Source organism: Serratia sp. SCBI, from assembly GCF_000747565.1.
In the GTDB taxonomy this organism is placed as follows: Bacteria; Pseudomonadota; Gammaproteobacteria; order Enterobacterales; family Enterobacteriaceae; genus Serratia; species Serratia ureilytica.
On sequence record NZ_CP003424.1, the window covers coordinates 4,785,544 to 4,797,957 of the forward strand.

Annotated in this window: 11 protein-coding genes; 4 read left to right on the top strand and 7 right to left on the bottom strand. The window is 60.7% G+C overall.

The genetic code is table 11. The features are described from left to right. Positions 1-443: 443 nt before the first annotated feature. Together iolC and SERRSCBI_RS22325 are read left to right on the top strand one after the other, a co-directional pair. A complete protein-coding gene (iolC, locus tag SERRSCBI_RS22320) occupies positions 444-2,375 on the top strand; it encodes a 5-dehydro-2-deoxygluconokinase (RefSeq protein WP_042785520.1) in 1,932 nt (643 codons plus the stop codon). A gap of 203 nt (positions 2,376-2,578) precedes the next feature. Next, positions 2,579-3,415, top strand: coding sequence for a MurR/RpiR family transcriptional regulator (locus SERRSCBI_RS22325; RefSeq protein WP_004930856.1), 837 nt, complete (start codon positions 2,579-2,581; stop codon positions 3,413-3,415). A gap of 38 nt (positions 3,416-3,453) precedes the next feature. Here the strand turns inward: SERRSCBI_RS22325 and iolB are convergent, their stop codons facing one another. Both iolB and SERRSCBI_RS22335 read right to left on the bottom strand, forming a co-directional pair. After that, positions 3,454-4,275, bottom strand: coding sequence for a 5-deoxy-glucuronate isomerase (gene iolB / locus SERRSCBI_RS22330; RefSeq protein WP_033639188.1), 822 nt, complete (start codon positions 4,273-4,275; stop codon positions 3,454-3,456). A gap of 77 nt (positions 4,276-4,352) precedes the next feature. Continuing rightward, on the bottom strand, positions 4,353-5,858 hold the full coding sequence (locus SERRSCBI_RS22335; RefSeq protein WP_042785521.1) for a CoA-acylating methylmalonate-semialdehyde dehydrogenase: 1,506 nt from the start codon (positions 5,856-5,858) through the stop codon (positions 4,353-4,355). Positions 5,859-6,414: 556 nt separating this feature from the next. On the opposite strand from SERRSCBI_RS22335, the gene SERRSCBI_RS22340 reads away from it, so the two are divergent. Next, positions 6,415-7,857 (top strand): sugar porter family MFS transporter, encoded by a 1,443-nt coding sequence (locus SERRSCBI_RS22340; RefSeq protein WP_042785523.1) that lies wholly within the window; start codon positions 6,415-6,417, stop codon positions 7,855-7,857. 31 nt (positions 7,858-7,888) lie between these two features. Further along, positions 7,889-8,725: a TIM barrel protein gene (locus tag SERRSCBI_RS22345; RefSeq protein WP_042785524.1), complete on the top strand. Its 837-nt coding sequence runs from the start codon at positions 7,889-7,891 to the stop codon at positions 8,723-8,725. A gap of 36 nt (positions 8,726-8,761) precedes the next feature. On the opposite strand, the gene fetB is transcribed toward SERRSCBI_RS22345, so the two are convergent. The 5 genes from fetB to SERRSCBI_RS22370 all read right to left on the bottom strand — a co-directional run bounded on the left by fetB (position 8,762) and on the right by SERRSCBI_RS22370 (position 12,265). Then, the gene (fetB, locus tag SERRSCBI_RS22350; protein ID WP_033645324.1) at positions 8,762-9,535 is read right to left on the bottom strand and encodes an iron export ABC transporter permease subunit FetB; all 774 of its coding nucleotides are present in this window, start codon (positions 9,533-9,535) and stop codon (positions 8,762-8,764) included. Beyond that, positions 9,522-10,199 (bottom strand): iron ABC transporter ATP-binding protein FetA, encoded by a 678-nt coding sequence (fetA, locus tag SERRSCBI_RS22355; protein ID WP_042785526.1) that lies wholly within the window; start codon positions 10,197-10,199, stop codon positions 9,522-9,524. Before fetA ends, fetB begins: the two co-directional genes overlap by 14 nt. A 189-nt stretch (positions 10,200-10,388) precedes the next feature. Then, on the bottom strand, positions 10,389-10,676 hold the full coding sequence (locus SERRSCBI_RS22360; RefSeq protein ID WP_033645326.1) for a FaeA/PapI family transcriptional regulator: 288 nt from the start codon (positions 10,674-10,676) through the stop codon (positions 10,389-10,391). A 37-nt stretch (positions 10,677-10,713) separates the two neighbouring features. After that, positions 10,714-11,823 carry an FKBP-type peptidyl-prolyl cis-trans isomerase N-terminal domain-containing protein gene (locus SERRSCBI_RS22365; protein WP_226772922.1) on the bottom strand — a complete coding sequence of 370 codons (1,110 nt, stop codon included), beginning with the start codon at positions 11,821-11,823 and terminating at the stop codon, positions 10,714-10,716. A gap of 64 nt (positions 11,824-11,887) precedes the next feature. Then, on the bottom strand, positions 11,888-12,265 hold the full coding sequence (locus SERRSCBI_RS22370) for a hypothetical protein (protein WP_232230730.1): 378 nt from the start codon (positions 12,263-12,265) through the stop codon (positions 11,888-11,890). Positions 12,266-12,414 lie beyond the last annotated feature (149 nt).

A 12,414-nucleotide genomic window follows, 5' to 3' on the forward strand; every position in this document is an offset into this window, starting at 1 on the left:
TGCCCGCTGCTCACGAAGTCGACAACCTGAAACGTGAAGCGATTATAAACAAATATATTTTTCATAAAATCACATTACAGAAGAAACATTTCATTTTGCGATAAAGATCGCATATTAGATGAAAAGCCCGTTTCATCTCGTGGTTTGGCCTTTACCGGCTTAGCGCCGCGCACCGGCCGGGGAACCCCATCAGCACGCAGGGCGACCGTCTTTCATCCTGCCCCGGCGCCTCTTTGCCGCACGCCCTCCGCCACCCTCTCATGGCGACTTAATCCGCTTTTTCCGCTCCTCCGTCGATGTTTTAAACGCATCACATTTTTGGGGTGTAAATTTCATTCCATATTGAAATTGAAATTTTCATTCCCCATACTGTTCCCATGCTTCCTGCAAGGCGCCACGCTTGGGCCGCCGCCGGAGTTTTGCTTAAACAGAAGGAAACGGGTATGGCTACACAAGAAAAACAGCTTGATGTCATTTGTCTCGGGCGCATCGCCGTCGATTTCTATGCTCAGCAGATCGGCGCGCGTCTGGAAGACGCCGGCACATTCGCCAAATACCTCGGCGGCTCTTCCGGCAACGTGGCCTACGGCACCGCCATTCAGGGGTTGAAATCCGGCATGCTGGCCCGCGTCGGCGATGAACACATGGGCCGTTTTCTGCGTGAAGAGCTGCAGCGCGTCGGGGCCGATACCCGCTGTCTGATCACCGACAAACACCGGTTAACCGGCCTGGTGATCCTCGGCATCAAGGATCAGGAAACCTTCCCGCTAATCTTCTACCGCGAAAACTGCGCGGACATGGCGCTGACGCCGGACGACATCGACGAAACCTACATCGCCAGCGCGCGCGCGCTGGCCATCACCGGCACGCACCTGTCGCACCCGAACACCCGCGCCGCCGTGTTGAAGGCGCTGGAATACGCGCGCCGCCACGGTTTGCGCACCGCGCTCGACATCGATTATCGCCCGGTGCTGTGGGGGCTGACGTCGCTGGGCGACGGCGAAACCCGCTTTGTGGAATCGGCACAGGTGACCCGCGAGCTGCAGGAAGTGCTGCACCATTTCGATCTGATCGTCGGCACCGAAGAGGAATTTCATATCGCCGGCGGCAGCACCGATACGCTGACGGCGCTGAAAAACGTGCGCCGGACGACCGCGGCCACGCTGGTGTGCAAGCGCGGCGCGCAGGGCTGCTCGGTGTTCGAAGATGACATCGCCGACGACTGGGCGCAGGTGAAGCTGCACGCCGGCGTGCGGGTGGAGGTGCTGAACGTGCTGGGGGCCGGCGACGCCTTTATGTCCGGTCTGCTGCGCGGCTATCTGAACGATGAGGGTTGGGATCAGGCCTGCCGCTACGCCAACGCCTGCGGCGCATTGGTGGTCTCGCGCCACGGCTGCGCGCCGGCCATGCCGACCAAACGGGAGCTGGACGACTACCTGCAGCGTGAACAACAGGTCACGCGCCCGGACCGCGACGCGCGCCTGAACCACCTGCACCGGGTCACCACCCGCAAGCAACAGTGGCCGGAACTGTGCGTGTTCGCCTTCGATCACCGCAAGCAGCTGGCGGACATGGCGCGCGAAGCCGGCGTCGGCGAGGAACGCATCCCGCGTCTGAAGACCCTGCTGCTCACCGCGGCGCAACAAGCTGCCGCGCAGGCCGGGCTCAACGGCAACAGCGGCATTCTGGCCGACACCACCTACGGGCAGGCGGCGCTGAACGAAATCACCGGCCAGGGATGGTGGATCGGCCGGCCGGTGGAGCTGCCCAGCTCGCGCCCGCTGCGCCTGGAGCACGGCAATATCGGCTCGCAATTGATCGACTGGCCGCAGGAGCACGTGGTGAAGTGCCTGGTGTTTTATCACCCGCACGACGCGGCGGAACTGCGCCGCGAACAGGATGCGCTGATCGCCGACGTCTACCGCGGCTGCTGCAAATCCGGTCACGAACTGCTGCTGGAGGTGATCCTGCCGGACAGCAACGCCGACAAGGACGAGCGCTATTACCTGGAGATGATTGAACACTTCTACCAGTTGGGCATTCAGCCGGACTGGTGGAAACTGCCGCCGCTGAGCGCGGAAAACTGGCAGCGGGTCGGCGCGCTGATCGACGCCTGCGATCCCGACTGCCGCGGCGTGCTGATCCTGGGGCTCGACTCCCCGGAGGCGGTGCTGAAGGCGGGCTTTGCCGCCGCCGCAGATGCGCGCTGGGTGAAAGGTTTCGCCGTCGGCCGCACCATTTTCGGCCAACCTTCGCGCCGCTGGCTACAGGGGGAAATCGACGACGCGGCCCTGATCGAGCAGGTGAAACAAAAATACCTGACGCTGATCGGTTTCTGGCGCCAGTACCGTCCGCAGGCGGGCGGCGCGCACTGACAGCAACAGCAGGTTCACGTCCCCTTAAGGCCATTTCGCCGCTTTAAGGGGATTTTTTTGCCCATTTTCTGTGAAGTCGCGCAATGTGCGATCGAATAAATCGCTTTTTGAGGAAATGAAATTTCCGCTCCGTCTGTTAAAATACCCTGTCAATATTTCAGGCGTCAGGCCAATGCGCCTTCACCCCACTGCGAGCCGAATGGATGAACAACCCAACTCAACTTTCGCTGTTACAGGACGAGATCCGCCACCGTTATGAAACGCTGAGCAAGCGTTTGAAGCAGGTGGCGCGCTACATTTTGGATAACAGTAACAGCATCGCTTTCGATACCGTTGCCTCCATCGCCGCACAGGCCAGCGTGCCGCCCTCCACGCTGATCCGTTTCGCCAACGCCTTCGGCTTCAGCGGCTTCAACGAAATGAAGCAGGTGTTCCGTCAGCATCTGATGGAAGAGACGGTGAACTATACCGAGCGCGCGCGCCTGTTCCGCCAAACCTCCACCGACGACAACGTCGCGCCGGAGAAACCGGCGGAGATTCTCAACGTATTCACCATGGTCAACGCGCAGGCGCTGCAGCAGCTGGCGATGCAAATCGCCCCCGAGCAGCTGGATCGCGCCGTCGAGCTGCTCAACAACGCCGAAAACATCTACGTGATCGGCCTGCGCCGCTCGTTCAGCGTCGCTTCCTACCTCACCTATGCGCTGCGCCATCTGGAGCGCCGCGCGTTTCTGATCGACGGCCTGGGCGGGATGTTCACCGAACAGCTGAGCATGGTGAAACCGAAGGACGTGGTGATCGCCATCAGCTATTCGCCGTACGCCCGCGAGGCGGTGGAACTGGTGGAATTGGGCGCCAAGCGCGGCGCGCAGCAGATCGCCATCACCGACAGCCAGGTCAGCCCGCTGGCCGCCTTCAGCGACGTCTGTTTCGTGGTGCGCGAAGCGCAGGTGGACGGGTTCCGCTCGCAGGTGGCTTCGATGTGCCTGGCGCAGACGCTGGCGGTCTCGCTGGCGCTGAATAACGCCCGGGACGAGTAAAGCTGACAAAAAAGCCCGGCAAGCCGGGCCTCAAGCGCCTATTGCGCGGCGGGATAGCCGTCGCCGTTAATCCAGGCGTGGTCTTTTTCCCAGGTGAACTTCCACTGCCGCACCGGCCCGGCCATCACGTTGAGGTAATAGTTGTCGTAACCCGCCAGGGTCGCCACCGGGTGATAACCGCGCGGCACTTTCACCACGTCGCGATTGTAGACCGGCATGCACTCGTCGAGCGTGCGGTCGTCGGTATAGACGCGCTGCATGCAGAACCCTTGCTCCGGCTGAATGCGGTGATAGTACGTCTCTTCCAGATAGGTTTCGTCCGGCGAGTCTTCTTGATCGTGCTTGTGGCTCGGGTAGGAGCTGGTGTTGCCCTCGTCGGTGTAAACCTCCACCACCAGCAGACTGTCGGCCGGCTCGCTGTCCGGCAGAATGTTGTGCACCAGCCGCTGGTTGCGCCCCTTGCCGCGCCGCTCCACGCCGATTTCCGCCGGCGTGATCAGCCGTGAAGGCAGGTGGCCGCTGCCGGGCGCGCTGCACACCGCCAACTCCAGATCGGTTTCTGCCCGCACGTCGATGCGATCGTGGTGCGGCACGTACACCGCGTAAGGCGGCGTGCGCTCGAACGGGCTCATGCGTTTGCCGATATGCGGGTATTCGGCGCGCAGCGTGGCGACGGAGGCGATACCGGCCACCAGCACCAGACACAGTTCCCTGCCACCGCATTCCAACTGCAGCGACTGCCCGGCGGCCAGGCGGTAAACGTCAAAGCCGACATAGCCCCAACCGGCATTTTCCGGCGTCACGTGCTGGATACGCCCCTCGGCGTTCGGCGCCTGACATTTGGCAAGCAGTGAAGACATTTCGATTCTCCTGTTAACTCCCCGTGCAAAGGCCGCTGCCCCAAAGGAGCAACGGTCCGCTCATACTCTGCGATCGCTTAGCCCAGCGTCGGCATGCTGAATTCGGACACCGTCTGCTGCCCGGCCGGCCAGCGTGCGGTGGCGGTCTTCATGCGCGTGTAGAAGCGCACGCCGTCGGTGCCGTGCACGTTCAACGCGCCGAACACCGAGCGCTTCCAGCCGCCGAAGCTGTGGAACGCCATCGGCACCGGCACCGGCACGTTGACGCCGACCATTCCGGCCTGCACGTCTTGCACGAACTGGCGCGCATAGTGGCCGCTGCCGGTGAAGATGGCGCTGCCGTTGCCGAATTCGTGGCCGTTCACCGTGTCTATGGCGGTGCGGTAGTCCGGCACCCGTACGATGCCCAGCACCGGCCCGAAAATCTCTTCGCGGTAGATGCGCATGTTCGGCGTCACATGGTCGAACAGCGTGCCGCCGACGTAGTAGCCTTCAGGATAGCCCGGCACCTGATAGTTGCGGCCGTCGGCCACCAGGGTGGCGCCTTCTTCCACGCCCAAATCGATGTAGCCCAGCACCTTTTTCTGGTGGGCGGACGACACCAGCGGCCCCATTTCATTCTCTTCGCCGCCCTGCTGCAAGCCCGGCCCGACGCGCAGCTGCGCGATCAGCGGCTTCAGTTTGGCGATCAGTTTATCGGCAGTGTCGTCACCGACCACCACGGCGATCGGCAACGCCATGCAGCGCTCGCCGGCAGAGCCGAACGCGCCGCCCATCAGCGCGTTGACCGTGGAGTCCAGATCGGCGTCCGGCATGACGATCGCCTGGTTCTTCGCCGCGCCGAAGGCCTGCACCCGCTTGCCGTGCGCGCTGGCGGTGGTATAGATATGTTCCGCCACGGTGGAGGAGCCGACGAAGCTCACCGCCTGAATGCGCGGATCGGTACACAGCTGCGCCGCATCTTCATTGGCGCAGTGCACCACGTTGAACACGCCGTCCGGCAAACCGGCTTCCTTCAACAGTTCCGCCAGGCGCACCGAGGCCGAAGGCACCAGCGCCGGCGGCTTGAGGACGAAGGTGTTGCCGCAGGCCAGCGCGATGGGGAACATCCACATCGGCACCATCGCCGGGAAGTTGAACGGAGTAATGCCCGCCACCACGCCCAGCGGCTGCATCAGCGAGAAGCTGTCGACGCCGCTGCCGACGTCCGGCGAGTACTCGCCTTTGATCAGATGCGGGATGCCGCAGGCGAATTCGACCACTTCCATGCCGCGCGTCAGTTCGCCCAGCGCATCCGAATACACTTTGCCGTGCTCGCTGACGATAAGCTCGGCCAACTCGTCGCGGTGCTGTTCCAGCAGCGCCTTGAAATTGAACATGATGCGCGCGCGGCGCAGCGGCGTGGTGCGCGACCAGTCGGCGAACGCCCGATGGGCCACGTCGATGGCCTGTTTGACTTCGGCAGCAGTGCTCTGCGTGACGCGCCGCTCAACCTGCCCGCTGGCCGGGTTGTGCACGTCGACGGTTTGATTGCTGCTGCTCAGGCACACCTGCCCGTCAATAAAGTTACCCACGGTTTTCATGTCACGCCCTCTTTTCAAGTCCGCTGTCGCCTGGCCACACGCAGGCGGCGCGGCGTTAATCGTCCCGCTCGCCAAACCCCGTCGGCAAGCCGGCTACATCCTGACCGGATGCAGCAAACTCTATTTCATTGAAAAAAAAGTTTCAAATAAATTGTTTTGAAAAATTTATTTTTAGTGCGTGAGGTCGCAATTTTGCGGTGTCGATCGGGTTGGCGCTTTCATTACCGCGCCAATCAAGGCGCGGTTTCGCAGGAGAGTCCATCGCTAATGCATACTGACTTTGCTACAGAAAATCCGCACTGCGCCTGACCTGCGGCCGTTACCGCCTCCCTCCGAGCGCCCAAGGCGCCCGGATCGCTCGCGACGGTTTTTTTTGAACTGGATCTAAAAATCAATATTCCATTATTCACTAATTATGAAATAAATGTTCTTGTTTGTTCCAGCATTTATCAACGACATCGCCTTGATGACAGGCACGGTTCACACCCTTCCGCTCGCCCTCTTCCCGATACCCCAACCGTGCGGACGGAAGCCAGGATAAAAATCGGAGCAACACATGTCATATCAGCGTAAGCACAATACCGGTTACATATTGCGAATTTGCGGCATCGCCGCCCTGGGCGGCATTCTGTTCGGCTACGACACCGCCGTGATCTCCGGCGCGATCGAAGCGTTGAAAACCTATTTCAATCTCAGCCCGGCCGAAACCGGCTGGGCCGTCTCCAACGTGGTGATCGGCTGCGTGATCGGCGCCTTCGCCGCCGGGCCGCTGGCGGCGCGCTGGGGCCGTAAAAAGGCGCTGATGCTGGCGGCGCTGCTGTTCACCGTGTCCGCCGTCGGCGCCGCATTGGCCCCGACCTTCACCTGGTTCGTCATTTACCGCATCATCGGCGGGCTGGCGGTCGGCATCGCCGCCACCGTGTCGCCGATGTACATGTCGGAAGTGTCGCCGAAAGACATGCGCGGGCGGGCGCTCAGCATGCAGCAGTTCGCCATCGTCTTCGGTCAGATCGTGATTTTCTACGTCAACTTCAAAATCGCCAGCCTCGCCAGCGAAGCCTGGCTGGTGGAAATGGGCTGGCGCTGGATGTTCGCCTCGGGCGTGATCCCCTGCATTCTGTTCTGCATCCTGGTGTTCGTCATTCCTGAATCGCCGCGCTGGAACGTGATGATGGGCCGCGACGATCAGGCGCTGGCGATGTTGACCAAAGTCTCCAACGCCGCCCACGCGCAGAATCTGCTGAAAGAAATCAAAGACTCGCTGCAGCAGGATCAACAGCAGCAGCACCGGAAGCTGAACTACGGCGATGTGCGGGTGCGTTTCATCCTGTTCGTCGGCTGTATGATCGCCATGCTGCAGCAGGTCACCGGCGTCAACGTGATGATGTACTACGCGCCGGTGGTGCTGAAAACCGTCACCGAAAACGCGCAGGAAGCGCTGTTCCAGACCATCTGGATCGGCGTGCTGCAGCTGGTCGGTTCGGTCATCGGCGCCATGCTGATGGATCGCATGGGCCGCATTCCGTTGATGCGTTACGGCACGCTGGGCGCCATCGCCGGCCTGCTGCTCACCTCGTACGCGCTCTACACCCAGGCCACCGGCTATTTCGCGCTGTTCGGCATGCTGTTCTTCATGGTGTTTTATGCGCTCTCCTGGGGCGTCGGCGCCTGGGTGCTGGTGTCGGAAATCTTCCCGAACCGCATGCGCGCGCAGGGGATGAGCATCGCCGTCGGCTGCATGTGGGTCACCAACTTCGCGGTGTCGCAGTCGTTCCCGATGATCAACGATCACCCTTACCTGTTCTCGCATTTCCACGGCGCCTTCCCGATGTGGATCTTCGCCGCCTGCTGTCTGTTCAGCTACTGGTTCATCGGCCGCTATATTCCGGAAACCAAAGGCGTCTCGCTGGAAAAAATGGAGCAGGTGGTGTTGGCCAAACGCCACCGCCAATCCCAGACCGACGGCAAGCCGCTGCCGCTGGAAAACGGCAAATCCTGATCTCTCAACCCTGACCGCTGGAGTCATGCCCATGAACATTGCGCTGGACCGCTTCTGCATTAACCGCAAGATCGCACCGAATCTCGATCTGGACCGTTTTTTCCGCCTGGTGAAACGCTGCGGGCTCAGCAAAGTCGAGCTGCGCAACGACATGCCCGGCGGCAAGGTGACCGACGATCTGAGCGACGCGCAGCTCAACGCGCTCGCCGCGCAATACGGCATCGAGATCGTCACGATCAACGCCCTCGGCAGGTTCAATCTGATGGATGACACGGCGGCGCTGCAACAGCGCGCCGAAACGATGCTGGCGCAGGCGCAGGCCATCCGCAGCCGGGCGCTGGTGCTATGCCCGCACTGCAGCGCCGACGACACGCGCAGCGAGCAGCAAAAACGGGACGACACCCTCGCGGCGTTGCGGCTGCTGGCACCGTTGTTTGCCCGCTATGGCGTACAGGGATACGTCGAACCGCTGGGCTTCGGCATCAGCTCGCTGCGATCGTCGCTGCTGACCCAGGCGCTCATCCGCGACTCGGGCGCGCCGTACCGCATCGTGCTCGATACGTTCCACCACTATCTGAGCGGCGTGACGCAGGCCGACTTTGACGCGCAGATCCAGGTGGCGCAGATCGGCCTGGTGCATCTGTCCGGCGTGGAGGACGGGCGGGATAAAAGCGCGCTGAGCGACGAAGAGCGCATCATGCTGAGCGAGAGCGATCGGCTGGAGAGCCGCCGCCAGGTGCAGAACCTGGAACGCCTGGGCTACACCGGCGTCTATGCCTTCGAACCGTTCTCTTCACAGCTGGACCGCTGGAGCGAGGCGGATATCGAACGGGAAATCCGCCAGAGCATCGCCCTGCTGCAAGGGTAAACAAAACGGCCTCCGCGGAGGCCGTTTTTCATGGCGTTACTTCAGGTTGCCGACCACCAGCTGATGGCGCTCATTGTAAAACTTACGGTAGGCCAGATAGCAGGCGATGATGGTCGACAGGCTGGCGGTGGAAAGCAGCATGAAGGTCACCATAATCTGATATTTGATCGCTTTCACCGGATCGATGCCGGCGAAGATCAGCCCGGACATCATGCCCGGCAGGCTGACCAGCCCAACGGTTTTCGCCGAGTCGACGGTCGGGATCAGCGAAGCGCGGATGCTGTCGCGGATCAGCGCCGCCGACGCGAACTTGGGCGTCGCCCCCAGGCTGAGCATTTCCTGAATCTTCTGCTGCTCGCTTTTGAAACGCTGGCCGAGGTTGGTATAGCACAGCCCCACCGCCACCATGGCGTTACCGGCGATCATCCCGGAGATGGGGATCACCTGCATCGGCGTAAATTCGATGGAGCCGGTCAACACCAGTACCGCCAGCGTCAGCACCGCGCCGGTGGTGATGGCGATAAACGACGTCACGAACGCGTGTTCGACGTACTTGCTGCGTTTCTTGGCGTTGTAGGCCGCGTTAAAGCAGATGAACAGCACCATCAACACGGTGAGAACGGCGTTATCCAGGTCGAAAATATACTTCAGCACGTAGCCGACGATGATCAGCTGCACCACCGCGCGGCAGATGCTCCAGATGATGTCCTTTTCCAACGCCAGCTTTTCCCGGTGGCTGATCAGGATGGCGACCACCACCAGCACCATCGACAAGCCCAAGGATTCGTTGGTGATATTATGCTGATTCATGCTGTTGCTCCTGTTGCTCGGCGCCGTGCGCGCGCAGGGTGATCACCTCGTCCGCATGCGCTATCTCTTCGGTATCGTGCGTCACCCACAGCACCGCCAGCCGGTGTTCCGCCACCAGCTGATGCACGATTTCGTTGACGTTGCGCTTATTTTCCTCGTCCAACGCGCTGGTGATCTCATCGAGCAACAGCACCCGCGGCATAAACTGCAGGTTGCGGATCAGGGACACGCGCTGCTTCTCCCCGCCGGACAGTTCATTGATGCTTTTCGTCAGCATCGCCTCCGGCAGGCCGAAACGCGCCAGATCGGCCTTCATTTTTCGCTCGGCCGGCGGTTCCTGGCGGATCTGATACGGCAGCGCCAGATTGTCGTAAACCGTATTGCCGAACAGCGCCGGCGTCTGGAAGCAATAAGAGACCTGCTTGCGATACGCCTCCGGCGACATCTCGTCGATCGCCTGGCCGTCGAAATAGAGGCTTCCGCTGGTCGGATTCATTAAGGAAGAGATGATTTTCAGCAGCGTGCTTTTTCCGCAGCCGGAAGGCCCGGTGATCAGTTTGAACTCGCCCTCACCCAACGTGAAAGAGACGGAGTCCAGGATCACCTGGCGGTCTATTTGATAATGAATATCATCCAATCTCAGTATGTCTTTCTTTTCCTTCATTACGATGCCAGCTCCCTACACCTGTTCCCGTCTGAGCGATAAGTATATGGTCGCAAAAAACATCTTAGCAATGCCTGCGCGGAGGGCGGAAAGCGGAGAGGAGGATTGGCGGAGCGAAACGCCCCGCCAAATAATAAGATTAATTAATGTTTAGCTGTAAGATAGTCAAAAGCGACCGTCAGGGTCGAATCACTCTTTTTTTATCGCTGCCTGTTCGTCGCAGCTGTACCAGCGTAGAGAATTGTTGATGCTGCGGTGGGTGCAGCGGACCTTGCCCTCCTTTTCCAGCGCCAGCAGCAGGGTGCGGGTGGTATAAATGTTTTCACCGCATTTATCAGCCAGCTCGCGGGTCTTCGGCCACTGCTCCGGCGGGGGATGATGGCCGCCGGAGCCTTCCACACGATCCCTGCACAATCCTTGCAACACATTCAGCATCAGCGATTTTCTGCTTTCAAACGTTTTCGGCGCCTTGGCCATAGCATTCCTCCTGAGTGGTTACTGCTGAGCTCCCCGCTCACGACTGCACGTCAGCGATGCGCAGGGTATAAATCATGGTGGCGTCCGGAGGGATCGCCGGCGGGCTGCCCTGCTTGCCGTACGCCAGCGCCGGCGGCACCACCAGCGTGATCGAGCCGTGGCGCTGCAGCTTCTCGATAGCCGCGCGAAACAGCGGCGGATAGCGCGTCAATGGCTGCGAGATCACCGTTCCCGCCAGCTCCATGTCTTTGATCACCCGGCCGTCGGTCAGGCTTTCGCGCACCACGATATCCACCCGATCGTCGGCGCCGATCGCACCGCTGCCGGCATAGTCCACCCGGTAGTAGAAACCGAGCGCATCTTGCTTGACTCCCTCCTGGCGGGCGAAATCGGCCAGATAGGCCTTGCCGTCCGGAGGGGGAGCCTGTGTCTGTTGCGTCTGCTGCAAACGTTGCTGCGCCGTGCGCAGCGCGCTGTCGATGGCGGCCTCATCCAGCCGCAACCGCCCGGCCAGGGTATCGGCGATGCCCGCCAGCAAAAGCCGCCGATCCGCCTCCAGTCCCGCACGCCGGTTCTCCTGTTGCAGATGCAAAATATCGCGCCCCAGCGATACGCCGGCGGCATACGCCTGCTTGTCCGCCTCGCTGGCCAGCACCGGGGCCTCAGCCGCCTGCCGCCGCTCAGCCAGCAAGGTGTCTACCCGCTGTCGTTGCTGTGCCAACTGCGCCGTCAAGCTTGCGCTGCGCTGTTCGGCCCGCGTGAGCGAAGCGGCCAGCGCGGTGACCTCAGGCAACGGCGCAACGGCCTGCCGCAACGCCTTCAGGGCATCGGCTAGCGGCCGAATATCGACATCGGTCCGCTCGCTTTTCGGCGCCGCGGCGGCCTGAGCCGCCGCCAACTGGCGCTCCAGCTGACGGATTTTCTCCGCCTGCTGTTGTACAGAGTGCTTCAGAGAAGTTAAACGAGCGCCGTCTGCCCCCGCGACGGCGGCCGGTTTGGCGGCCGGTGCGGGCGCCGGTTTACGCGCGGTTTCCTCCTTGAGCGCGGCCGGCGGAGCCTGCCGCTGTTCGGCAAACTTCAACAGGGCGGGAATGCCGTCGTCAGCGGCGCAAACGGCACCGCTCAGCGCCAACAGCCAAAGCCCCATCGCCCATCTTTGCGCGCATCGCTTCATGGCTACAGATTCTCGACCCGGTTGGACAGATCGGACATCAGCTCATGTTCAACGTCGGCGCAGAATTTCTCGGTTTTATATTGATAAAGAGCATCAATCGCTTTACGGGTGCTTTCATCCACATTGCCGCGCACGCCGGCATATCCGGAAGCGTTGGAAAGCAGACCGTTAAAATAGGCAATGCGTTTTTGGTAACTCTGCGGATTAATATTTTTAATGAGTTAACCCGTTGCTGGCAAAGCGCGATACGTTGTTCATCGGATTTATCATTAGGATTGTTCTGTGAAAGTTTTTTCACGGAATTCAGGTTTGTCTTGCTACCGCCCACGCAGCCTGACAGCGACATGACAGACAGTAAAAATATAGCAGAAACTACCGTGCGGCGGCCGCCGCAAGCATTAATCATCGTTATCATTCCGTTTATAATCCTTTAATTGTCACTTAGGTCATCATTATGTGGCGAACGGCAACAGCACATGCCTTAATTTGATTAATCAAAATGGGTTAGGCAGTGAAAAATCCCTATACCGCAGTGCGATAGAATAATTCACTACCGATGACATT